The sequence below is a fragment of the Methyloversatilis sp. S146-33 genome (assembly GCF_059552495.1).
Genome location: NZ_JCANOT010000004.1, coordinates 1 through 22,199, shown reverse-complemented (window position 1 = coordinate 22,199; position 22,199 = coordinate 1). Strand labels below are relative to the sequence as shown.

General features: G+C 65.0%; 18 protein-coding genes and 1 pseudogene. 7 read left to right on the top strand and 12 right to left on the bottom strand.

Going from position 1 to position 22,199, the window contains the following annotated elements; translation table 11 throughout:
* The 6 genes from AC51BJ_RS00200 to AC51BJ_RS00175 form a co-directional block, all read right to left on the bottom strand.
* On the bottom strand, positions 1 to 1,134 hold a 1,134-nt coding region (locus tag AC51BJ_RS00200; RefSeq protein ID WP_496278941.1), incomplete at its 3' end, for a SpvB/TcaC N-terminal domain-containing protein.
* A gap of 171 nt (positions 1,135 to 1,305) precedes the next feature.
* On the bottom strand, positions 1,306 to 1,932 hold the full coding sequence (locus tag AC51BJ_RS00195) for an SAM-dependent methyltransferase (protein WP_496278940.1): 627 nt from the start codon (positions 1,930 to 1,932) through the stop codon (positions 1,306 to 1,308).
* Complete coding sequence (gene ribA, locus AC51BJ_RS00190) at positions 1,932 to 2,615, bottom strand: GTP cyclohydrolase II (RefSeq protein ID WP_430434361.1); 684 nt, start codon at positions 2,613 to 2,615, stop codon at positions 1,932 to 1,934. The genes AC51BJ_RS00195 and ribA overlap by 1 nt, the downstream gene beginning before the upstream one ends.
* An 88-nt stretch (positions 2,616 to 2,703) precedes the next feature.
* The gene (locus AC51BJ_RS00185) at positions 2,704 to 3,423 is read right to left on the bottom strand and encodes an LrgB family protein (protein ID WP_430434360.1); all 720 of its coding nucleotides are present in this window, start codon (positions 3,421 to 3,423) and stop codon (positions 2,704 to 2,706) included.
* A complete protein-coding gene (locus AC51BJ_RS00180) occupies positions 3,420 to 3,758 on the bottom strand; it encodes a CidA/LrgA family protein (RefSeq protein WP_020165008.1) in 339 nt (112 codons plus the stop codon). Before AC51BJ_RS00180 ends, AC51BJ_RS00185 begins: the two co-directional genes overlap by 4 nt.
* Before the next feature lie 109 nt (positions 3,759 to 3,867).
* Positions 3,868 to 4,896, bottom strand: coding sequence for a Fe(3+) ABC transporter substrate-binding protein (locus AC51BJ_RS00175; protein ID WP_304008301.1), 1,029 nt, complete (start codon positions 4,894 to 4,896; stop codon positions 3,868 to 3,870).
* Between the two features lie 113 nt (positions 4,897 to 5,009).
* Here AC51BJ_RS00175 and AC51BJ_RS00170 point away from each other — a divergent pair, with 113 nt between their 5' ends.
* Positions 5,010 to 5,360 (top strand): DUF2325 domain-containing protein, encoded by a 351-nt coding sequence (locus tag AC51BJ_RS00170; RefSeq protein ID WP_296812111.1) that lies wholly within the window; start codon positions 5,010 to 5,012, stop codon positions 5,358 to 5,360.
* Between the two features lie 15 nt (positions 5,361 to 5,375).
* Here AC51BJ_RS00170 and AC51BJ_RS00165 read toward each other — a convergent pair whose 3' ends face one another.
* Positions 5,376 to 5,930, bottom strand: a complete 555-nt coding sequence (locus tag AC51BJ_RS00165; protein WP_430435631.1) for a C40 family peptidase — start codon at positions 5,928 to 5,930, stop codon at positions 5,376 to 5,378.
* Between the two features lie 149 nt (positions 5,931 to 6,079).
* Here AC51BJ_RS00165 and AC51BJ_RS00160 point away from each other — a divergent pair, with 149 nt between their 5' ends.
* Both AC51BJ_RS00160 and AC51BJ_RS00155 read left to right on the top strand, forming a co-directional pair.
* Positions 6,080 to 7,264 carry a GGDEF domain-containing response regulator gene (locus AC51BJ_RS00160; RefSeq protein ID WP_430434359.1) on the top strand — a complete coding sequence of 395 codons (1,185 nt, stop codon included), beginning with the start codon at positions 6,080 to 6,082 and terminating at the stop codon, positions 7,262 to 7,264.
* A gap of 71 nt (positions 7,265 to 7,335) precedes the next feature.
* Positions 7,336 to 9,225, top strand: coding sequence for a propionate--CoA ligase (locus AC51BJ_RS00155; RefSeq protein ID WP_496278939.1), 1,890 nt, complete (start codon positions 7,336 to 7,338; stop codon positions 9,223 to 9,225).
* Between the two features lie 62 nt (positions 9,226 to 9,287).
* Here the strand turns inward: AC51BJ_RS00155 and AC51BJ_RS00150 are convergent, their stop codons facing one another.
* Both AC51BJ_RS00150 and AC51BJ_RS00145 read right to left on the bottom strand, forming a co-directional pair.
* Positions 9,288 to 10,145, bottom strand: a complete 858-nt coding sequence (locus AC51BJ_RS00150; protein WP_496278938.1) for a D-hexose-6-phosphate mutarotase — start codon at positions 10,143 to 10,145, stop codon at positions 9,288 to 9,290.
* Between the two features lie 50 nt (positions 10,146 to 10,195).
* On the bottom strand, positions 10,196 to 10,627 hold the full coding sequence (locus AC51BJ_RS00145; protein ID WP_496278937.1) for a DUF1841 family protein: 432 nt from the start codon (positions 10,625 to 10,627) through the stop codon (positions 10,196 to 10,198).
* Between the two features lie 341 nt (positions 10,628 to 10,968).
* Between AC51BJ_RS00145 and AC51BJ_RS00140 the strand changes: the two genes are divergently transcribed.
* A complete protein-coding gene (locus AC51BJ_RS00140; protein WP_496278936.1) occupies positions 10,969 to 11,862 on the top strand; it encodes a glycosyltransferase in 894 nt (297 codons plus the stop codon).
* On the opposite strand, the gene ppsR is transcribed toward AC51BJ_RS00140, so the two are convergent.
* Positions 11,856 to 12,671: a posphoenolpyruvate synthetase regulatory kinase/phosphorylase PpsR gene (gene ppsR, locus AC51BJ_RS00135; RefSeq protein ID WP_024300389.1), complete on the bottom strand. Its 816-nt coding sequence runs from the start codon at positions 12,669 to 12,671 to the stop codon at positions 11,856 to 11,858. The two genes, AC51BJ_RS00140 and ppsR, sit on opposite strands and share 7 nt — an antisense overlap.
* 170 nt (positions 12,672 to 12,841) lie before the next feature.
* On the opposite strand from ppsR, the gene ppsA reads away from it, so the two are divergent.
* On the top strand, positions 12,842 to 15,211 hold the full coding sequence (gene ppsA / locus AC51BJ_RS00130; RefSeq protein WP_496278935.1) for a phosphoenolpyruvate synthase: 2,370 nt from the start codon (positions 12,842 to 12,844) through the stop codon (positions 15,209 to 15,211).
* 154 nt (positions 15,212 to 15,365) lie between these two features.
* Here ppsA and AC51BJ_RS00125 read toward each other — a convergent pair whose 3' ends face one another.
* Positions 15,366 to 15,569 (bottom strand): cold-shock protein, encoded by a 204-nt coding sequence (locus AC51BJ_RS00125; protein ID WP_019917894.1) that lies wholly within the window; start codon positions 15,567 to 15,569, stop codon positions 15,366 to 15,368.
* A 360-nt stretch (positions 15,570 to 15,929) separates the two neighbouring features.
* Between AC51BJ_RS00125 and AC51BJ_RS00120 the strand changes: the two genes are divergently transcribed.
* Both AC51BJ_RS00120 and AC51BJ_RS00115 read left to right on the top strand, forming a co-directional pair.
* Positions 15,930 to 16,865, top strand: coding sequence for a phosphate/phosphite/phosphonate ABC transporter substrate-binding protein (locus AC51BJ_RS00120; protein ID WP_496278934.1), 936 nt, complete (start codon positions 15,930 to 15,932; stop codon positions 16,863 to 16,865).
* Entirely contained in the window at positions 16,862 to 20,500 is a 3,639-nt protein-coding gene (locus tag AC51BJ_RS00115) for an EAL domain-containing protein (protein WP_496278933.1), read from the top strand. Before AC51BJ_RS00120 ends, AC51BJ_RS00115 begins: the two co-directional genes overlap by 4 nt.
* Positions 20,501 to 20,518: 18 nt before the next feature.
* Here the strand turns inward: AC51BJ_RS00115 and cysC are convergent.
* A pseudogene (cysC, locus tag AC51BJ_RS00110) lies at positions 20,519 to 22,199 on the bottom strand (adenylyl-sulfate kinase); the annotation flags it as partial.

Below are 22,199 nucleotides of genomic sequence, written 5' to 3'. Positions count from 1 at the left end.
CCCATTGGCGCTGCTTGTCTGATTGAATGCGCGAGTAAAAGTACCATCGCCATTCGAAAAAAGAAGATGGGCCATGTAGTCATTGATTGCAATCTGGAGGACGTCGGTCTTGCCATCGCCGTTCGCATCGACCGTGAAGGTCGAGAACACGTCACTTCCAGATCGCCAGAACGGCCCATTTACTGCACCCGTTTGATTCAGTGTTCTTGAGAATGTTCCGTTAAAGCCAGAGCTCCAATTGATGATTATTGGCTCCAGGCATTCGTTTGGTTTGGGGCACTCTTTAATTAAATCGAGCTTTGAGTGGCTAGGGGAGCTTCTGTATTGTAGATGGTAATTGTTTGTGTTGCCGCCCCCCGAAATTGTTCTTATTTCTCTTAATCTTTGAGTGTGTTTTGTCAAACTTCCGGCCTCGTAAAATGGAGCTGCGTCGGGCCGTATCTCATAAAAGAACTGGACGGAATTGGCCGGGGGCAGGCCGGTCACTGCGTTGCCGGTGTAGTCGATCGTGGACGGGTACCAACTACCATTAACGTTGTCCTTGGTATAGCTGACGTTGTAATAGTTGCCGTATAGGTCGCTCACCTTATTGACAGCCCAGACGGCGAGACTGGACTTTCCCTGTGCCTCGATGGCTGAGTTATTCGAGCCGCCGTACTCCATAATGAGTCCGGTCTTCGTCCATACCTTGAAAGTTTCTGGCCCATTGCCCGCACTCCCATACGAGACGATTTTCAGAAAGCCGTCGCGTTCTGTACGGTATTCGGTGCCGTTACCGCCGTTGATGCCATTGATGGCGACCAAGCGCTGACCGTCCAGGCAGTAGCGGTCGCTCCAGTCGTAATTGATGGCGCCTCGAACGCCATCCTGAGCTAAGGTCGGTGGGCAGCGAGTTACGGCCGAAAGACCTTCGAGACTCCAGCCCATTCCGAGCAATCCATTGCCGGTCTGGCTGTTGTAGGAGAGTGCCAACGTTGGCTTTATCCCAGCTCTTCCTGGCGGGAGGGTTATCGGGACGGTGTAAGTTGCAGCTCCTGTCTCCGAAACAGCGAAGCTGTTTGGCGTTGTCATCTCTCCTCGCCCAAACGCAACCGCAGCTACTACCCACAAGCTTAGCCCCGTCAAGGTTCTCATGCCGTCTCCTGATAAATATAGAAATCTACCAAGAGCAGGTTAACTCATTAGTCCTTTGGCATGGAAATAGGCGTGGGCTCAATGCTCAGATCTCTCTGACCCAACTACGACGCCGACCACCCGCACCAGACGCTATTCCAATTCGCCATCTCTGCACCAGCCCGCGCTTGTTCAGCCGGGTTTTCTCGCCACCATCCCCACCAGTGCCGACTGTCCGCGATGCGCGGAGCCTTCGTCGAGCACGTCCTCGTATTCGTCCAGCCGCTCGATGTCGAAGTCGTCGAAGGCTTCGCGCAGCAGTGCAACGGTATAGAGGTTCTCGACCGCGGATGGCCCGCCGGTGCGGTAGTCGAGCTGCTTCGGCGTATAGCCCTGCAGCACGATGCGACCGCCCGGGCGCAGCGTGCGCTTCAGGTTTTCGAACAGCCGGGTGCGTTCGTCGGGTGCCGCAAACTGGATGAAGATGGCCACCACAAGGTCGAAGGCCTCATCCGGATAGGTCCAGTTCAGCGCGTCGGCCAGCGCGAAATCGACCCGTACGCCGCGCGCGGCAGCCAGCGCTTCGGCCTTGTCGAGCGCAACCGGCGACAGTTCGGTCGCCGTCACGTCCAGCCCCTGTTCGGTCAGCCAGACCGCGTTGCGGCCTTCGCCATCGGCGACGCTGAGCGCGCGCTGTCCTGCACGGAGCACGCCGGCCTGTGCCGCGAGGAAGCGGTTCGGCGCGGTGCCGAACAGATAGGCCTCGCCGACGGCGCGGTACTTGTCGGACCAGAAGTCCTGCGCGTCGGCGTGGCTCATCAGTCTTGGATGTGGCCCATACGCTGGGCCTTGGTCGCGAGGTAGCGATGATTCATCGGGTTGGCTCCGACGTGCAGCGGAATGCGCTCGACCACCTCGACGCCTTCGCTCTCCAGCGCCCGCACTTTCAGTGGGTTGTTGGTGAGCAGCCGTGCCTGACGGATGCCGAGGCTGCGCACGATGTGCGCGGCGTAGCGGTAATCGCGTGCGTCGTCCTCGAAACCCAGCATACGGTTGGCGTCCACCGTGTCGGCGCCGCTGTCCTGCAGCGCGTAGGCGCGGATCTTGTTGATCAGGCCGATGCCGCGCCCCTCCTGACGCAGGTAGACCAGCGCGCCACGGCCTTCGGCAGCAATCGCGCGCAGCGACGCTTCGAGCTGGGGACCACAATCGCAACGCAGGCTGAACAACGTGTCGCCGGTCAGGCATTCGGAGTGCAGGCGCAACATGACCGGGGCGCCGTCGTTGAAGTCGCCCAGCGTCAGTGCAACGTGTTCGAGCCCGGTCTTCGGGTCGGCGTAGCCGTGCAGCGTGAAGTCGGCCCAACGGGTGGGCAGCCGGCAGACGATGTCCGACGGAGCGGTCGCGTGGGCGGTGGCGTCGGCCGGGTGGCGGCCGGCGGTGTCGCCTTCCGGCAGGTGGCCGATGGCGCGGTACTTCTTTTCACTGGGTTGCGTGCTCATCTGCTGCTTTGTGTTGGGGCCTGAAGCGGAGTGCGGGAGCAGGCCAAGGGGCGTAAGTATGGCCCATGTTGTGCTCGGGGCGGCACGGTCAGCTTAACCAGCGGGCGATCAGCGGCACGACAATCGCCGTGACGACACCATTCAATCCCATTGCAAGCGCGGAGAAGGCGCCGGCCGTCTCGCCGAGCTGAAAGGCGCGCGCGGTGCCGATGCCGTGGGCGCTCATGCCGATGGCGAAGCCGGTCACCGCCGGGTCACGGGTGCCGGTGGCCTTCAACAGGGCCGGGCCGATGACGGCACCGACGATGCCGGTCAGGATGACCAGAATGGCGGTCAGCGAGGGCAGGCCGCCGATCTTTTCCGAAATGCCCATGGCGATCGGCGTGGTGACCGATTTCGGCGCCAGCGACAGCAGCGTACGCGGCTCGGCACCGAGCGCCTGCGCGATCCACCATACGGACAGCACCGACACCACCGACCCGGCCAGCAGCGCCAGCATGGACGGGCCGAACAGCTGCTTCAGCCGCGGTAGCTGGGCGTAAAGCGGAACAGCCAGGGCAACCGTGGCCGGGCCGAGCAGGAAATGGACGAACTGGGCGCCGTCGAAATAGATGGCGTAGGGCGTGCCGGTCAGCGTGAGCAGGGCGACGATGAGGGCGATTGCCAGGGCGACGGGATTGGCCAGCGGGTGTGAGCCGAGCTTGAGGTAGAGCGCATGCGCCGCCTGGTAGGCCAGCAGCGTCAGCGTGAGGCCGAGCAGCGGGCTGGCCGCCAGATAGACCCAAAGCTCGCGGATTTCGCCCGTCATCGACCACGCGCTCCGAGGCGCAGCACGGCAGCGGTGAGCAGCAGCGTGATCGCGCAGCTCAGCACGACGGCGGTCAATGTCGGCAGCCATTCGCGGGCGAGCAGGCTGGCGTGCACCATGATGCCGGCGCCGGCCGGTACGAACAGCAGCGACAGGTGCTGCAGCAAGGTGTTGGCCGTTTCGCGCAGCGGTGCCGGGGTGTCGCCACGGATCATCAGGGCGGCGAACAGCAGCGCCATGCCGACCACCGGGCCGGGCACCGGCAGCCCCAGCCACTGGACCAGCACTTCCCCGATCAGCTGGAGCACCAGCAGCAGGGTGAGCGACGCGAGCATGACGACCTCCGGCCTTGATACATGACCGGATTCTACGGCGTCCGCGGATGTGAAAAGGCCCCAGTCCTTGCGGTACCAGGGCCTTCGCTGACGGGCTTCGATCGCCGGTTCAGCGATAGCCGGCGCGGTCGAACACCTTCTGCGCCTGGGCCGTCGTGCGGGCCAGTTCGCCGACGTTCAGCGTGTCGGCCTTGAAGTTGCCCAGCGACTTCAGTTCCGGGTTGGACACCACCGCCGACTTCACCACCGGCCACTCGTTGTTGCCGTTGGCGAAATAGGCCTGGGCTTCGTCCGAGGCGAGGTATTCCAGGAACTTGACCGCGGCGTCCTTGTTCGGCGCCGTCTTCAGCATGCCGCCGCCGGAAATGTTGATGTGGGTGCCGAAGCTGGACTGGTTGGGCCACACGACGCCGACCTTCTCCATCATCGAGCGGTCTTCCGCCTTGCCCGAGCGCAGCAGGCGCACCAGATAGTAGGTGTTTGACACGGCCACGTCGCACTCGCCGGCCGCTACCGCCTTGATCTGGTCGGTGTCGCCGCCCTTCGGGGCGCGTGCGAAGTTGGCGACCACGCCGCGTGCCCACTCTTCGGTCTTCGCCTCGCCCCAGTGCTGGATCAGCGCAGCGCCCAGCGACACGTTGTAAGGGTGGGCGCCGGAGCGCGAACAGAGCTTGCCCTTCAGCGCCGGCTTGGCCAGGTCCTCGTAGTTGGCGACGTCGGCCGACTTCAGCTTCATCTTGTTGTAGATGATGACGCGGGCGCGGGTCGAGAACGCGAACCAGTTGTTCTCCGGGTCACGCAGGTGGGCCGGGATGCGCTCTTCGAGCACAGCGGACTTCACCGGCGCGAACAGGCCGAGCGCGTCGGCCTGGGCCAGGCGCGAGGCGTCGACGGTGATGAACACGTCGGCCGGGCTGTTGGCGCCTTCGTTGCGGATGCGCTCGACCAGTTCGTCTTCCTTGCCTTCGATGCGGTTGATCTTGATGCCGGTCTGGCGCGTGAAGTTCGAGTACAGCGCTTCGTCCGTCTGATAGTGACGGGCCGAGTAGAGGTTCAGCACCTTTTCCTGCGCAAGCGCCGGGGTCAGCGCGAAGGCGGCGGTCAGCGCCGTTGCGAGGCGGATGAGTCGGGATTTCATGGTCGCTCCAGGAGATACGGTCGCAAGGTTCGTGCGCGAATCAGTGCGTCACGATGCGGCCGGAAATTAGCAGAAGCAATTCGCAATTGCAAAGCATTCGCAATTGCGCTACCGTGAATGCGAATCGTTCTCAAAAGGATGTTCGCATGGACGCTGTTCTGGTCGGGGCTGATCGCCTCGGCAACATTCCCGAGGTGCTGGCCGAGTTCGGCCTGAAGATCCGTCATCACATCACCGGTCGCGATCCCAAGCACCAGCGGCAGGCGCAGCGCCTGCCCGGAGGGACCGACGTGGTGATCCTGTTTACCGACTTTCTCGGCCACAACGTGATGAAAGCCTATCGTGACGCGGCACGCGACAGCGGCGTGCCGGTGGTGGCCTGCCGTCGATCGGTGTGTGCGTTGAAAACGGCGCTGGAGGGGTGCGGCGCGGTCAAGTGCGCAGCGTGTCCCCGCGCGAAGTAAACCGGCCGGAAGGAATCAGCGCAGCGAAATGCTGCCGCCCTGATCGACGTCGATCCGGCGTGCGCCGTTGAAGCGCTTGGCCCAGTAGCGGCCGGTCATGTCGTCGACGCGCACGCCGCCGCCGCGCGAATTGGCGTGCATGAACTTGTTGTCGCCAAGGTAGATGCCGACGTGCGAGAAGGAGCGGCGCAGCGTGTTGAAGAACACCAGGTCGCCCGGCTGCAGTTCGTCCTTCGGAATCGTTTCGCCGACCCGTGCCATTTCGACCGCGGTGCGCGGCAGCAGCACGCCCAGCGCATCGGAAAACACGTGGCGCACGAAACCGCTGCAGTCGAAGCCGCTCTGCGGCGTGTTGCCGCCGAAGCGATAGCGGATGCCGAGCAGGGACAGGCCGTTGTCGATCAGGTCGGTCACCGCATCGGCTGCGGCGTTGGCGTGCTCGATCACGCGCTCGCCGGAGAACGGACCGTAGAGCGTCGTGAATACGCCGCTTTCCGGTGCCGCAGCGGGCTCGGCCCGAACGGCGGGGGAGGCGAGAAGTGCGCACGCAGAAGCGGCGCACAACCACATCCGGAGAAGGGATATTCGGAGCATGGGGCCGGAATATACCGACGCAACCCCCATCTGCCAAGTTTTCCGACACCGCCAACATGTTGCGCGACAGCGCGCCGGCTTCCCCTACAATCGCGGGTCCGACCATCCCAGCCGACGCGCGGCCCATGAGTGATTCCCCGCCCAGCGATGATGTGATGCACGCCAAGGTGCTCGTCGTTGACGACTCGCGCATGGTGCGCGCGTCCATCATCAAGCGCATCCGCGACCGCTTCGAGTGTCGCGAGGAGGCCGACGGCGAAGCCGGCTGGGCGACTTTGCTGGTCGATGACTCGATCCAGGTCGTGCTGTCCGATCTGAGCATGCCGCACCTCGATGGCTACGGCTTGCTCGAACGCATCCGCGCCTCGCACATCCAGCGCATCGCCGACATTCCGGTGATCATGATTTCCGGCGACGAGGACGACGCTGCACGTGAGCGTGCGCGGGCGCTCGGCGCTACCGACTTCATCACCAAGGGCATCGGCACGGTCGAACTGCTGTCGCGCATCGAATCCGCCAGCCGGCTGAGCAAGACCTCCCGTGAACTCGCCGACAGCCGCGAGGCGCTGGCCGCGGCCTCGCCGATCGACCCGGATTCGGGCATGGCGACGCCGCAGTACATGGAAATCCACGGCGCGCAGCTGATGTCGGCAGCGGCGCGCTACCACGGTCAGGTCAGCGTGCTGATCGTCGGTATCGACAACTTCGGCGAGATCACGCGCAACTTCGGGCGTCACGTGACCGACCTGATCATGCGCAAGCTGGCCAAGGTGCTGGCCACGAAAGTGCGCAAGGAAGACACCTTCTCGCAGATCGGCGACGGCCAGTTCGCCATCATCACGCCGGACATCAGCCTGCAGAGCGCGGAACAGTTCGCCAACCGGATGCGCAGCGTGATCGGTGCGACGGCCATGCAGTATCGCGGCCAGACGCTGCGCATCAGCCTGAACATCGGCGTCGCCAATAGTCTGGCCGACCAGGCCGAATCGGTGTCGCAGATGCTCGGCCTGGCGGTGGCGCGTGCCGATCTGGCGCACCGCGAGGGCGGCAACGCGGTACGCAGCACCGGCGGCGAGCCGCAGAAATTCGCGTGGACGGCTGGCATCGTCAGCATCGAGCGCGCGCTGCTGCTGATCAAGTCGGGCGCACAGGCCGAAATCGAGCCGCAACTGCCGGCGCTGATCTACCGGCTGCTGCCGCTGCTCGAATTGATCGGAGTCAAGTACGACTGCAACATTCCGCTCGACTGCTTGCGCGAGCACGCAGCCGAAGCCGATACTTCGCTCCTCGGCAAGCAGCAGCCACGCTAGCTTGGCAAGCGGAAACACAATAACAAGATCAATCAGGTCAATTCACAGTGGTGCGGGGTTGGAGGAGTTGAATGTCAGCAAGCAAGGAGTTCCGTGCCCGCTCTATCGCCAAACGCGATGAGTTCTGGGCCGAGCAGGCCGGTCTGATCGACTGGCAGGCGCCGCCGCAGCAGATCTGCGATTTTTCCCGTCCGCCTTTTGCCAAGTGGTTCGTCGGCGGTACCACCAATCTGTGTCACAACGCGGTCGACCGTCATGCCGCGCAGCGTCCGGACGCGCCAGCGCTGATTTTCGTGTCGACCGAGACCGACACCGAGAAGACCTACACCTTCGCCGAACTGCAGCGCGAGGTCGAGCGCACGGCGGCCATCCTGCAGTCGCTCGGCGTGGGCCGCGGCGACCGCGTGCTGATCTACATGCCGATGATTGCCGAGGCCGCTTTCGCGATGCTGGCGTGCGTGCGCATCGGCGCCATCCACTCGGTGGTATTCGGTGGTTTCGCCTCCGGTTCGCTGGCCACGCGCATCGATGACGCGAAGCCCAGGGTGATCGTGTCGGCCGAAGCCGGCATGCGGGGCGGCAAGGTCGTGCCCTACAAGCATCTGCTGGACGAGGCCTGCTCGCTGGCCGAGCACCCGCCGGAAAAGGTGCTCATGGTCGATCGCGGGCTGGAGAAGGACTTCCCGCGCACCGCCGGCCGCGACGTCGATTACGCGACGCTGCGCGCGCAGCACATGGATGCCCGCGTGCCCTGCGTCTGGCTGGAGTCGAGTGAGCCGTCCTACATCCTGTACACCTCGGGCACCACCGGCAAGCCGAAGGGCGTGCAGCGCGACACAGGCGGCTACGCGGTCGCGCTGGCCGCGTCGATGAAGCACATCTACTGCGGCAACCCGGGCGAAACGATGTTCACGACCTCGGACATCGGCTGGGTCGTCGGTCACTCCTACATCATCTACGGCCCGCTGATTGCCGGCATGGCGACACTGATGTACGAAGGCACGCCGCTGCGCCCTGATCCCGGCATCTGGTGGAGCCTGGTCGAGAAGTACAAGGTGACGGTCATGTTCTCGGCACCGACCGCCGCGCGCGTGCTGAAAAAGCAGGATCCCGCCTACCTGAAGAAGCACGACCTGTCGTCGCTGCGCCACATCTTCCTCGCTGGCGAACCGCTGGACGAGCCGACGCACGAATGGCTGATGACGGCGCTCGACAAGCCGGTCATCGACAACTATTGGCAGACCGAAACCGGCTGGCCCATCCTGTGCGAACTGCCGGGCGTCGAGAAAACGCCGATCCAGCTCGGTTCGCCGGGGGCGCCGGTGTATGGCTACGACCTGCGCATCTTCCGCGAGGACGGCAGCGAATGCGGCCCGAACGAGAAGGGCATCGTCGGCATCGTGCCGCCGCTGCCGCCCGGTTGCCTGTCCACCGTCTGGGGCGACGACGAACGTTTCGTGCGCACCTATTTCTCGCTGTTCAAGTCGCCGCAGGTCTATTCGTCCTTCGACTGGGGCATCCGTGACGAGGCCGGGTATCACAAGATCCTCGGCCGCACCGACGACGTGATCAACGTGGCCGGGCACCGCCTGGGTACGCGCGAGATCGAGGAAGCCATCCAGGCGCATTCGGCCATTGCCGAGGTTGCCGTGGTCGGCGTCGCCGATGCGCTGAAGGGTCAGATGCCGCTGGCGTTTGCGGTGGTGAAGGACCCGGCCCGGACCGCAACTGCGGAAGACCGCGCCAAGCTGGAGAAGGAAGTGATGCAGACCGTGGACGGCCTGCTCGGTGCGATCGCGCGCCCGGGCCGGGTCGTGTTCGTGACTGGCCTGCCCAAGACCCGTTCCGGCAAGATGCTGCGCCGTTCCATTCAGGCGATTGCGGAAGGGCGCGACCCGGGTGATCTGACCACGCTGGACGATCCGACAACGCTGGATCAGGTGCGCCAGGCGCTCGGCTGAGCCGCTGCGTTACGCAAAAAGGGCACCCGCGGGTGCCCTTTTTCTTTCCGTTGTCTTTCCCGTCAGGCGGCGACGATGGTGTGACGACCGCTCCAGTGTTCGCCGGCGGCCAGCGTCTGCGGGCGCTCGGCGATGGCCGGCTCGATGCAGATCATGCGGCGGAAATCGAGGTCGGGCATGTCGTTCAGCGCCCGGCACTTGTGTTCCCACGGGTTCCAAACGACCAGATCCGGGAATCCTTCGCTCTGGAAACCGAAGGCCCGCGCGCCATCGTGCAGCACCACGGTATCCGGCGCCCGACGGTAGAGGCGATCGACCTCGTCCTCGACGATGAGTGCGTCCAGCCGGTCGTCCTTCGCCTTGTCGCCGTCGGTGGCATCGAGGTAACGCGTGTTGCGCAGGCCTTCGAGGCGGCAGTTCTCGACTTCGGTGACGCGCAGATAGCTGTGCAGCGCGGCGGCAAAGTCGAAGGCGGTGTCACCCGTGTTCTCGACCGAAAGTTCGAGGTCAAGCCGGTTGCCGCCGATCACCACGGTCAGCTCCAGCGCAAAGGCGTGCGGCCAGACCGCGCGCGTTGCTTCGTCGTCGGTCAGGCGCAGCGTCGCGATGGCGAAGTCCTTCGATACGCGGGTCTGATCGACCTGCCAGACGAGGGTGCGCGCGAAACCGTGGCGCGGGCCGGGTCCACGCTCGGCGAACTGCGGAAAGATGACCGGAATGCCGCCGCGCAGCGCGCTGCGTCCGTCGAAGCGCGCCTGCGGCGACAGATACAGCCTTTCCTTGCCGCCGGCCGGCACCCACGACAGCACTTGCGCCCCGAACAGGCTGACCACGCAGGTGGCGCCGTCGGGTGCGCGCAGTTCGAGCGCAGGCTGACCGTGAAAGTCTATGGTGTTAACAGAAGCGTCGGTCGAGGTCATTGCGGGCGGCGACAGGAAACGAGGGCGCACATGTTAGCGCCTGCGGCGCTTCAGTCGTCCAGTCCGGCCCGTACGCAGGCCACATAGGCGGCCCCGTCCGGCGGCTGACGGTCACGTTGCGCGCGCCAGATGGTTTCGCCGAGGCAGTCCAGCACACGGTGCAGCGCCTCGTGTTCGTCGCCCAGCCTGGCGCGCTGGGCCTCGAAGGCTGCGCGTATGCCCGGCGGCTGGTCGATCGCCAGCTGTTCCTCGATCGCCAGGTGCAGCGACAGGTGCAGAAAAGGGTTGGTTTCGCCCAGCTCCGGCGGGTATTCACGGGTCAGTGCGCGTTCGCCCTGGTCGAGCAGCGCGTGGTATTCCGGATGGCGGCCCATCAGGGTCAGTGCCAGCGTTTCCATCTGCGTCAGCGGCTGCTTGCCGCCGCGCTTGGCCCAGGTGTCGATGAAGAACTGGCGGGCCTGGTCGCGGGAGGGGTTGAACATGGCGCGAAAAGCAGTCTGATACGGACAGCTATTGCACCACAGCCACGGATTTGCCGCCGGATTAGTACATTTGCATTATTCTTCGGCTTGATCGTCCCATGTAGCGTCGCTGTTTCCGGCGGCGCGTCGGCATGGGGTCGTCGCGAGGCAGACTGAAGGAGGCTGGCATGGCCCGAGTGTGCTCATCAGTGTTCTTTCCCCGCGTGTCCGAGGGTTCTCCGCGGCGCGAATTCCGCTTGCTGGTCGTACAACGTGCGGTACGCGGGCGGTTCAGTCCGCTCATCCCGCACTGGGCGCAGTTGCCAGGCTGGCAGGTCCGTTCGGCGGCAAATCTGGCGTCGATGCTCCTGCCGACTGCGGCGATGCGTCCGCACGCGGTGCTGGTGGATACCGACCCCGGAACGACGGCGCGGGTGCTGCGCGACTTTCCCGAGGCGCATCAGGTCCTTCATGTCGATGAGCGGACGGATCCGGCCGACGCGGCCGGCTTCGATGCCGTCGTCTGCTCTAGCTGGTGGCAGCGCGACCGTCATCCGGAGGTGCTGCGTTCGCGTATCGACGTGATTCACGAGGGCATCGCCAGCGCCCAGCCTTACGCCGCCGGCCGTGTGCTCAGCCGGGACGGCCGTCCGCTGTTTCGCGGAGAGCCCGTGCTCAGCGTGCTGATGGACGATTGGGCCGACCCGGACGATGCGCAGGCGCTCGCCGGCGCGCTCGAACAGGTGCTGCGCGCCCGCACCGATTGTCGGGTGCTGGTGATCGGGCGTCCGCTTCCGTCGGTCAGCGGCAGCGCGGCTGACATCGCCCGTATCGATCTCATCGAAGACCCGGGAGAGGCGCGTCGGGGGGCTCTGCTGGCTTTGTCCAGGGTGCATCTGCACCCGGGCCGGAGCTCGCAGTCGGCGCTTGAGGCGATGGCGAGCGGGTGCGCGGTGGTTGCGCCGGGACACGCGCCTGCGCGCGAGGTGTTGCGCGATGGCGTGAGCGGATGTCTGGTGGAGGTGGCGAGTTCCGCAGCACTGGGCGATGCGGCGATCGGACTGCTCGACGACGCGGCAACGGCCGAGCGCTATGGGCGCGAGGCGCGCGCCGACGTCGCCCGCGACTACGACGTGGCGACCGCGGCACGGCGCTACGCCCGCCTGCTGCACGGACCGCTGGACGACGAGGAGGGCCTGCCGTGGTCAGCGCTGCCGTGTCGCGACAGCGTTGCGGTCTATTCGCTCCATCAGTAGGCGTTTTCGTCTACCTGTACCGCCTGCAGCACGATGGCGGCGATTTCCTCGATCGATTTGTGAGTCGAGTCGAGCCAGCGGATGCCTTCCATGCGCATCAACTTCTGCGCCGCGTCAACCTCGAAGCGGCAGTTCTCGATCGATGCGTAGTGGCTGCCGCGGCGGCGCTCCTCGCGGATCTGCGACAGGCGTTCCGGCGAAATGGTCAGACCGAACAGCTTGGCGCGGTACTTCACCAGCTCGGTCGGCAGCTTGTTGCGCTCGAAATCCTCAGGAATCAATGGATAGTTCGCCACCTTCACGCCGAACTGCATCGCCATGTAGAGGCTGGTCGGCGTCTTGCCGGAGCGGGACACGCCGACCAGGATCACGTCCGCCTGCGCCAGTTCCTTGTGCGACATCCCGTCGTCGTGCGCCAGCGAGAAATTGATCGCCTCGATGCGACGCTGGTAGTCGGCGCTTTCTTCCATGCCTTTCTGGCGGCCGACATTGTGGTTCGCCGCCTGGCCCAGCTCTTCTTCGAGAGGGCCGACGAAGTGCTCGAACATGTCGAGGAAGAGCGCATCGGCCTGGCGCACCGTGCGCGCGACCTCGGCATTGACGATCGAAGTGACGACGATGGGCCGCTCGCCGTCGCGCATCTTGGCTTCGGTCATCCGTTCGACGCAATCGAGCGCGTTATCGACCGAATCGACGAAGGGAACACGGGTTTGCCGGAATTTCATGCCCTCGAACTGGGAGAGCAGGCTACGGCCCAGGGTTTCTGCGGTGATGCCGGTACTGTCGGAGATGAAGAAGACGGTTCTCATGGCCATTTCCTCAGGAATCAGAACGTAAACATCACGTTGGACGGAAAAATTTCCGCAGCGCAACAGCGACTTTAACTAGAATGCCGGCTTCCCGCGCACCCACCCGGTGCGACAGGAAAGTACACGGTCGCCGCAACAAGCGATCGCCCCATGTTCAAGAGAGGATACCCATGTCTCGCTACGTCATCCCGTTCGAACAGCTGCGCATGACCGACGTCGAAAGCGTCGGTGGCAAGAATGCGTCGCTGGGCGAAATGATCAGCCAGCTCCCGAAGTCCGTGCGCGTACCCGGAGGTTTTGCCACCACGGCTGAAGCCTTCCGCGAGTTTCTGGCACAGGACGGCCTGGCCGATCGCATCCACGCGGCCCTCGAGGCGCTGGATGTCGATGACGTCAATGCGCTGGCCCGTACCGGCGCGCAGATCCGTCAGTGGATGATGGACACCCCGTTCCCGGCCCAGCTCGAAGCCGATATCCGCAGCTTCTATGCGCAGCTCGACGCCGCCGGCAACGGCTCTTTCGCGGTGCGCAGTTCGGCCACTGCCGAGGATCTGCCGGACGCCTCCTTCGCCGGCCAGCAGGAAACCTTCCTGAACATCTCCGGCATCGACAACGTGCTGCACGCGATCCGCGAGGTGTTCGCGTCGCTCTACAACGACCGCGCGATCAGCTACCGCGCGCACAAGGGCTTCATGCACGCGGGTGTCGCGCTGTCGGCCGGTGTGCAGCGCATGGTGCGCTCGGACAAGGGCGCGGCCGGCGTCATGTTCACGCTGGATACCGAATCCGGTTTCCGCGACGTCGTGTTCATCACCTCGAGCTACGGTCTGGGTGAAACGGTAGTGCAGGGCGCGGTCAATCCGGACGAGTTCTACGTACACAAGCCCATGCTGGCCCAGGGTCGCCCGGCGGTGATCCGCCGCACCCTCGGCAGCAAGATGATCAAGATGGAGTTCGCGGCGACGGCAGCGGCCGGCCGCAGCGTGCAGACGGTGGACGTGAGCGACACCGACCGCCAGCGCTTCTCGCTGACCGACGAACAGGTGCTCGAACTGGCGCGCTACGCGATGACCATCGAAGCGCATTACGCGCGTCCGATGGATATCGAATGGGGCCTGGACGGCGTCGACGGCCAGCTCTACATCCTGCAGGCGCGACCGGAAACCGTGAAGTCGCACGAGTCCGGCATGTCGCAGCAGAAGTTCCGCCTGAAGCAGTACGGCAAGGTGCTGGCCAGCGGCCGCGCCATCGGCCAGAAGATCGGCGCCGGCCCGGTGCGCATCGTCGAGAGCGCAGCCGAAATGGACAAGGTGCAGGCCGGTGACGTGCTCGTCACCGACATGACCGATCCGAACTGGGAACCGGTCATGAAGAAGGCGGCGGCCATCGTCACCAACCGTGGCGGCCGTACCTGCCACGCGGCCATCATCGCCCGCGAACTGGGCATTCCGGCCATTGTCGGCTGCGGCGACGCAACCGAAACGCTGACCGAAGGCGAGGAAGTCACCGCCAGCTGCGCCGAGGGCGATACCGGCAACATCTATCGCGGCCGCCTGGACTTCGAAGTGGTCACCTCCGACCTGTCCAATCTGCCCGACCTCGACCTCAAGGTGATGATGAACGTCGGCAACCCGGAACTGGCCTTCGATTTCTGCCAGCTGCCGAACGCCGGCGTCGGTCTGGCCCGGCTCGAGTTCGTCATCAACAACACGATCGGCATTCACCCGAAGGCGATTCTGGAGATCGACCAGGCGCCGGCCCGCTTGCGCGAGGAAATCCGCCGTCGCGCCCGCGGTTACGCGAATCCGGAAGCCTTCTTCGTGGACAAGCTGGTCGAAGGCGTGGCCACCATCGCCGCCGCCTTCTGGCCGAAGCCTGTCATCGTGCGCCTGTCCGACTTCAAGTCGAACGAGTACAAGAAGCTGCTCGGCGGCGACATCTACGAGCCGGACGAAGAGAACCCGATGCTGGGCTTCCGCGGTGCGTCGCGCTATATCGCGCACAGCTTCCGCGACTGCTTCGAGCTCGAGTGCCGCGCGATGCGTCGCGTGCGCGACGAGCTGGGTCTGACCAACGTCGAACTGATGGTGCCCTTCGTCCGCAACGTCGGCGAGGCGGCCGAAGTGGTGAAGCTGCTCGGCGAGCACGGGCTGAAGCGCGGCGAGAACGGCCTGCGCCTGATCATGATGTGCGAGATCCCGTCCAACGCGCTGCTGGCCGAACAGTTCCTCGAGCACTTCGACGGCTTCTCGATCGGCTCGAACGACCTGACCCAGCTCACGCTGGGTCTGGACCGCGATTCCGGCCTGGTGGCTGGCGCCTTCGACGAGCGCGACCCCGCGGTCAAGATGCTACTGTCGATGGCGATCCGTACCGCCAACCGTCTGGGCAAATATGTCGGCATCTGCGGTCAGGGCCCGTCCGACCACGCGGATTTCGCGTTGTGGCTGATGGACGAGGGCATCCAGAGCGTGTCGCTGAACCCGGACACGGTGGTCGATACCTGGCTGAAGTTCGCTGCGCACGCCAAGGAAAAGTAATCGGCGCTGCAGCAGGAAGCCCCGCTTCGGCGGGGCTTTTTTTTCGCCTGCACTGTTTGCCGGACGAGGGCTGGGGGCGAAAAAAAAGCGCACCGTGAGGTGCGCTTTCTTTCAGTGCGGATCGCCTTGCGGCGATCTCAAACCGTCTGAAGAATCAGAGCGGCTTGATTTCGGAGGCCTGCAGACCCTTCGGGCCGCGGGTCACTTCGAACGACACCTTCTGGTTTTCTTGCAGCGACTTGAAGCCGTTGCCCTGGATCGCGGAGAAGTGCGCGAACAGGTCTTCACCGCCGTCGTCCGGGGAGATGAAACCGAAACCCTTGGCGTCATTGAACCACTTGACAGTACCAGTTGCCATTTTTGAATTCCTTTGAATACGTAGTTTTGAACAAGTCATCGCGACACGCGAAGACCGTAGCGCAGGGAAACCTCAAGGGGAATATGGCAAGCGGAGTACTGACTTGAAAATCGAGAACCGACGCACAACACGTTCATGCTTGAAATCACCTACAGACGTGCTTATACGGGAATAGCGCGCGCGACGCAAACGGTATTTTCACTGATGCATTGTTTGCACGTAAGCAGCGATTGCCGGCAACGCTTCAGTACGGCTCACGGACTGACGTTATCCGGTACAAAGTGGATGCATGATGTGCACTGACGTGGACGCGGAACAGGAGACCACTTGATAACTGCGACGGTGCCTGAAGCCGCTCGAATGCAGCGGCGATGCGTCGAAACGTTGCGCCGCAGCGTGCGCGCTTTACTGGGCGCAATTGCCGTCTCGCTGCTTTCCGGCTGTGCCGACGACGCGCCGGTTGTGCAGCGGCCCGAGTACGCACGAGCCGATGCGGTGCCGCAGTTGCGCCGCCTCAGCTTCGGTGTGCACCCTCTGCACAACCCCGGGCGTCTGATGGCGCTCTACGGCCCTATCGTCGAAGCGCTCAACGAAGCGCTGCCCGATGTCGTGATCCGTCTGGAGGCCTCGCGTGACTACGCGGATTACGAACGCAAGCTGCGCGAGCGGACGCTCGATCTGGCACTGCCCAATCCCTATCAGACGGTCTCGGTCGCGGCGCCTGCCTACCGCGTCTTCGGCAAGGTGTCCGGCGACGAGGACTTTCATGGTCTGATACTGCGGCGTCGCGACAGTCCGATCAGGCAGCCGCTCGACCTGCGGGGGGCGACTTTCAGCTGTCCGGCGCGCACCGCGGTGGCCGCCTGCATGCTGCCGCTGCTGCATCTGCGCGAGGCGGGTCTCGACGTCGCTCGCCAGCTCGACGTCAGGACGGTCGGCTCGCAGGAATCCAGTATCCTGAACGTGGCGCGTGGTCTGGTTGACGCAGGCGCAACCTGGCCGCCGCCCTGGCGTGCGTTCCAGAAGGACTACCCGGGGCTCGCTGCACAGCTCGAGGTCGCCTGGGTTACCGACAACCTTCCGAACAACAGCCTGATGGCGCGGGCAGACCTGGAGCCCGAACTGGTCGAACGTGTCGCGCAGTTCCTGTTCGGTCTGGCGACGACCGAAGAAGGGCGGAGACTGCTGGTCAATGCCGAGATTGCGGGCTTCGAACCGGCGACCGATGCCCGCTACGCGCCGGTGCAGGTGATGCTCGCCCGCTACGCGGAATTGATAGGCCCGATCGGACCATGACGCTCGCCGCTACCTGCGCTGCCCGGCTGCGCTCGCTGTTCACGGCGTCGCTGACCCGTCGCCTGGTGTTGTCGATCGTCGTGCTGCATGCGGTACTGATTTCGTTCTTCGTCAGTGATCTGGTTCGCCGGGAGCGCGAGGTGCTGCTGGCGCAGTCGCGTGCGGCGCTGCTGGCCGAGGTCGAACTGCTGTCGCGCAGCGGCCGGGAATGGGTGATGGCGAACGATCTCGCCGGCCTCGACGAGCTGCTGCAGAGCGTGCGCAGTTCGCCCGGCATCGAATACGCGATGTATCTGGATCCTGACGGCCGGGTGCTGGTCCATACCGAAGCCGAGCGCAGCGGTACGGTGCTGTCCGATACGCTCAGCCTGTCCGCTCTGTCTGCGGGCGTCGGGCAGGGTGCGCGGCTGCTGCAGCAGACGGCGGAACTGAGCGACGCTCTGGCGCCTGTGCACTACGGCGACCGCTTGGTCGGCTGGGTGCGCATCGCGCGCAACCACCAGAGCGAGGCAGCGGCGCTGCAGCGCGCGGTGTTTGACGGTGCGCTCTACGCGATGACGGCCATCGCCATCGGCACCCTGCTGGCGATGCTGCTGGCGCGCGGTCTCACCGCGGACCTGCGCCGCGCACGCGGCCTGTTCGAGCGGGTACGCGAGGGTGATCTGTCGCAGCGTCTGTCGCATCGACGCCAGGACGAACTTGGCCATCTGCTCGACGGCATCAACGACACGCTCGATACGCTGATGCGCAACGACCGCGTGCTGCAGCAGACGCAGGAGAGGCTGGAGCTCGCCGTCAAGGGTTCAAACGACGGCGTGTGGGACTGGGACCTGGCGAGCAACGATGTCTATTACTCGCCGCGCTGGAAGCAGATGCTCGGCTATTCCGACGACGAGCTGGGCAATCGTCCTGACGCATTTCTCGATCGCGTTCATCCGGATGATCTGCCGCGCCTGCTTGACCGCATTAACGACTATCTCGAAGGGCGCATTCCGGTCTACGAAATCATCATTCGCGTACGACATCGCGACGGCGGCTGGCGTTGGATCATGTCGCGCGGATCGGCGGTGCGCGACCCCGGCGGACACGCCCGGCGGATGAGCGGCACCCACACCGACATCACGCCGCTGAAGAACGCCGAAGCCGGCCTCGCGCTCGAGCGATCGCGCCTCTACAGCCTGCTCGCGCAGATGTACATCGGCGTCGTGATGGAGGACGCCGACGGGCGGATCGCATTGTGCAACCACGCCTTCTGCGACCTGCTGTCGGTGTCGGGAGATCCGGCCGACTTCATCGGTCGGCGGCGTGAGGACCTGCTGATCGACGCGCAGGCGCTGTTCGCCGACGGTGCGGCCGCTGTGCAGCGCGCACTCGACATCGCGCAGCGCGGCGAGGCGGTGATCGGCGAGCGCGTGCACCTGAAGGACGGCCGCGTGATCGAGCGCGATTTCCTGCCCATCCGCGTCGGCGACGCGCAGCAGGGGGCACTGTGGACGTTGCGTGACATTTCGGCCCGCATCCGGCTGGAGCGGAATCTGTCGGCGGAGAAGGAGCGGCTGCGCGTCACCCTGCTGTCGATCGGCGATGCGGTGATATCGACCGGCGAGGACGGCCGCATCGATTTCCTGAACCCGGTTGCCGAGCACCTGACCGGCTGGTCCAACGAAGAGGCGGCGGGCCGACCGCTGGCCGAGGTGCTGCGCCTGGTCGACGGCGTGAGCCGCCAGCCGCGTCCCGATCCGGCGATCGAGGTGCTGCGCCAGCAGGTCGTGACGCCGCTGGAAGGCGAGACGCTGCTGGTGTCGCGCAGTGGCGAGGAGCGTGTGGTCGAGGACTCGGCCGCGCCGATACGCGATGCGCAGGGCGGCGTCTGTGGCGCGGTCGTCGTGTTCCGTGACGCCACCGACCGCCATCGCATGCAGGAGCGCCTGCGCTGGCAGGCGACGCACGATCCGCTGACCGGTCTGGCCAACCGGCTGCTGCTGGAGGATCGCCTGACCCAGGCCATGGCGCGCGCGCGCCGCCAGGACAAGCTGCTCGCGGTATGCGTGCTCGACCTCGACGAATTCAAGGCGGTCAATGACCGGCTCGGCCACGAAGCCGGTGACGAACTGCTGCAGGCCATCGCGCACCGCCTCAGCGTGTCGGTGCGCATGGACGACACGGTGGCACGGCTGGGCGGCGACGAATTCGTCGTGCTGCTCGGTTCGCTTGGCGATGTCGGCGAGATGGAAGCCTGTCTCGAACGCATGCTGGCCGCGCTGGCCGAGCCGCTGCATCTCGCCGGCGAGGAAGTGAGCACGCCGGCCAGCATAGGCGTCACGCTCTACCCGCTCAACGACAGCGAAGCCGATGCGCTGCTGCGCCACGCCGACCAGGCCATGTACGCCGCCAAACAGTCCGGCGGGCGTTGCTACCGGCTGTTCGATTTCGAGCACAGCCAGGAGTCGGTCGAGCGCCTGCGACGCAAGGAACGCATCGGCGAGGCAATTACGCACGGTGAGATGAGGCTGTACTTCCAGCCGCGCATCGACATGCGCGAGGGGCGCATGGTGAGCGCCGAGGCACTGGTGCGCTGGCAACACCCCGAGGAGGGTCTGTTGCCGCCGGACAGCTTCCTGCCGCTGATCGACAACGATCTGGAGATCCACCGTCTCGGCGAGTGGGTCATCCGCGACGCGCTACGGCATCTGGCGACCTGGTGGGCGGCCGGTGCGCACTTCAGTGTGTCGGTCAATATTTCAGCCCCGCATCTGCTGGCGCCGGGCTTCGTCATGCGCTTGGCCGAACTGCTGGCGGAGCAGCCGCAGCTGCCGCGTCGCGTGCTCGAGATCGAGGTGGTCGAATCGGTGGCGCTGAACGACATCGAGCGCGCCGCCAACGTGGTCAGCGATATCCGTCGACTGGGCGTGCGGGTGGCAATCGACGATTTCGGCGTCGGCTATGCCTCGCTTGGCTATCTGCGTCGGCTCCCGGTCGACGTCGTCAAGATAGACAAGTCCTTCGTGCTCGACATGCTGGACGACGAGGACGATTTCGAGGTCGTGCAGGCGGTCATCGCGCTGGCGCGCGCGCTGCGCCGGGAATCGGTGGCCGAAGGGGTCGAGACTGCTGAGCACGGGCTGCTGCTGATGCGTCTGGGCTGTCACCAGGTACAGGGCTACGGCATCGCGCGACCGATGCCGGCGGCCGATCTGCTGCCTTGGCTGGCGGCCTGGGTGCCGGACCCGCGGTGGACGGAATGGCGGGATTTCAGCTGGGATATCGACGACAGGCCGCTATTTACCGCGATACGCGACTTCAATCGCTGGGCCGACGACGTACTGGCGATCGCCGCCGGCCAGACGGCGCGCCTGAGCGACGTCGAGGTGCGTGACCCGACGCAATGCCGCTTCGGTCTGTGGTTCCACGCCGAGGGCGAACAGCGCTACGGCAGCCTCGACGAGTATCGGCGCCTCGATGTGGCGCACCGTGAACTGCACGAACTGGGTGCCGACATCATCGATTGCCTGCAGCGTGGCGACGCGGCTGGAGCACAGGCCGCAGCGCTCAGTCTGAGCGCTGCGCGCGAACGGGTGACGGTCTGCATCGACGCGCTGCAGCGCGCTGCACGGCGCCGAGCGGTCACCGGCTGACGCCGGCGACCGCGCCTGTCACGCGTCGATCAGGATGCCCAGATCGCGCAGGCGCTGCATCATTTCATCGACCGTCTGTTCGATGTCGCGGCCGCTGGTGTCGATGCGGATTTCTGCGTTCTCCGGTGCTTCGTAGGGCGAGTCGATACCGGTGAAGTTCTTGATCTCGCCGCGCCGCGCCTTCTTGTACAGCCCCTTCGGGTCGCGCTCCTCGGCCACTGCGATCGGCGTGTCGACGAAGATTTCGATGAATTCGCCGTCTTCCAGCAGACCGCGCGCCATGCGGCGTTCGGAGCGGAAGGGCGAAATGAAGGCGGTCAGCACGATGAGACCGGCATCGACCATCAGCTTGGCCACTTCGGCGACGCGGCGGATGTTCTCGACACGGTCCGCTTCGGTGAAGCCCAGATCCTTGTTCAGGCCGTGGCGCACGTTGTCGCCATCGAGCAGATAGGTGTGACGGCCGAGCGCGTTCAATCGCTTTTCGAGCTGGTTGGCCAGTGTCGATTTGCCCGCGCCGGACAGGCCGGTGAACCACAGCACGCAGGGTTTCTGGCCCTTCATCGCACCGCGGGTTGCCTTGTCCACATCGACGTGCTGCATGTGGATGTTGTGCGAGCGGCGCAGCGCGAAGCGCAGCATGCCGGCGCCTATGGTGGCGTTGCTGATGCGGTCGATCAGGATGAAGCCACCGGTTTCGCGTACCGATTCGTAGGGGTCGAAGGCGATCGGCCGGTCGATGCCGAGCTTCACCACCGCGATCTCGTTCAGCGCGAGCTGTTTGGCCGCCAGATGCTCCAGCGTGTTCACGTTCACCTTGTGCTTGATGTCGGTGACCGTGGCGGTAACCGTGCGCGTACCGATCTTCATCAGGTAGGCGCGGCCGGGCATCATCGGCTCGTCCTGCATCCACACCAGCGTGGCCTCGAACTGGTCGGCCACTTCGGCCGGCGTGTCCTTGTGCGAAATCACGTCACCGCGCGAAATGTCGACCTCGTCCTCCAGCACCAGCGTGACCGACTGACCGGCGATGGCACGCGGCAGGTCGCCGTCGGCGGTGACGATGCGCTTGATCGTGCTGGTGCGGCCCGACGGCTGCACGCGGATGGCTGCGCCCGGTTCGATCACGCCGCTGGCGATGGTGCCGGCGAAGCCGCGGAAATCGAGGTTGGGGCGGTTCACCCATTGCACCGGCAGGCGGAAGGGCCCCTTCAGCCGGCGCTTCTGGTCGACCTCGACGGTTTCCAGATAGCCCATCAGCGTCGGGCCGTGGTACCAGCCCATCTGTTCGCTCTGTGACGTGATGTTGTCGCCCTTCAGCGCGGACATCGGTATCGCGACGATGTCCTCCAGGCCCAGCTGAGCGGCGAAGGCGCGGTAGTCGTCGAGGATGCGGCGGAACGTGGTCTCGGAATAGCCGACCAAGTCCATCTTGTTGATGGCGACGACCGCGCGCTTGATGCAGATCAGCGACACCAGGAAGCTGTGACGGCGGGTCTACGTCTGCACGCCGTGGCATGCATCGACCAGGATGCTGGCCAGATCGGCCGGCGAGGCCCCGGTGAGCATGATGCGGGTGTACTGCTCGGGGCCCAGCGTCTCGCCGACGATCAACTTGCGCCGGCCGGTCGCGAAGCAGCGGTAGGCGCGCACAGTGGTGACTCACTGATCACGCTCCGCGGCGAGTCCGTCGACCGGC

Bases quoted from the DNA above. Each gene is read 5' to 3' on its own strand.
- AC51BJ_RS00195 (WP_496278940.1), bottom strand. From the start codon at position 1,932: ATGAGCCACGCCGACGCGCAGGACTTCTGGTCCGACAAGTACCGCGCC.
- ribA (WP_430434361.1), bottom strand. From the start codon at position 2,615: ATGAGCACGCAACCCAGTGAAAAGAAGTACCGCGCCATCGGCCACCTG.
- AC51BJ_RS00185 (WP_430434360.1), bottom strand. From the start codon at position 3,423: ATGACGGGCGAAATCCGCGAGCTTTGGGTCTATCTGGCGGCCAGCCCG.
- AC51BJ_RS00180 (WP_020165008.1), bottom strand. From the start codon at position 3,758: ATGCTCGCGTCGCTCACCCTGCTGCTGGTGCTCCAGCTGATCGGGGAA.
- AC51BJ_RS00175 (WP_304008301.1), bottom strand. From the start codon at position 4,896: ATGAAATCCCGACTCATCCGCCTCGCAACGGCGCTGACCGCCGCCTTC.
- AC51BJ_RS00165 (WP_430435631.1), bottom strand. From the start codon at position 5,930: ATGTGGTTGTGCGCCGCTTCTGCGTGCGCACTTCTCGCCTCCCCCGCC.
- AC51BJ_RS00160 (WP_430434359.1), top strand. From the start codon at position 6,080: ATGAGTGATTCCCCGCCCAGCGATGATGTGATGCACGCCAAGGTGCTC.
- AC51BJ_RS00155 (WP_496278939.1), top strand. From the start codon at position 7,336: ATGTCAGCAAGCAAGGAGTTCCGTGCCCGCTCTATCGCCAAACGCGAT.
- AC51BJ_RS00150 (WP_496278938.1), bottom strand. From the start codon at position 10,145: ATGACCTCGACCGACGCTTCTGTTAACACCATAGACTTTCACGGTCAG.
- AC51BJ_RS00145 (WP_496278937.1), bottom strand. From the start codon at position 10,627: ATGTTCAACCCCTCCCGCGACCAGGCCCGCCAGTTCTTCATCGACACC.
- AC51BJ_RS00140 (WP_496278936.1), top strand. From the start codon at position 10,969: ATGCTCCTGCCGACTGCGGCGATGCGTCCGCACGCGGTGCTGGTGGAT.
- ppsR (WP_024300389.1), bottom strand. From the start codon at position 12,671: ATGAGAACCGTCTTCTTCATCTCCGACAGTACCGGCATCACCGCAGAA.
- ppsA (WP_496278935.1), top strand. From the start codon at position 12,842: ATGTCTCGCTACGTCATCCCGTTCGAACAGCTGCGCATGACCGACGTC.
- AC51BJ_RS00125 (WP_019917894.1), bottom strand. From the start codon at position 15,569: ATGGCAACTGGTACTGTCAAGTGGTTCAATGACGCCAAGGGTTTCGGT.
- AC51BJ_RS00120 (WP_496278934.1), top strand. From the start codon at position 15,930: ATGCAGCGGCGATGCGTCGAAACGTTGCGCCGCAGCGTGCGCGCTTTA.
- AC51BJ_RS00115 (WP_496278933.1), top strand. From the start codon at position 16,862: ATGACGCTCGCCGCTACCTGCGCTGCCCGGCTGCGCTCGCTGTTCACG.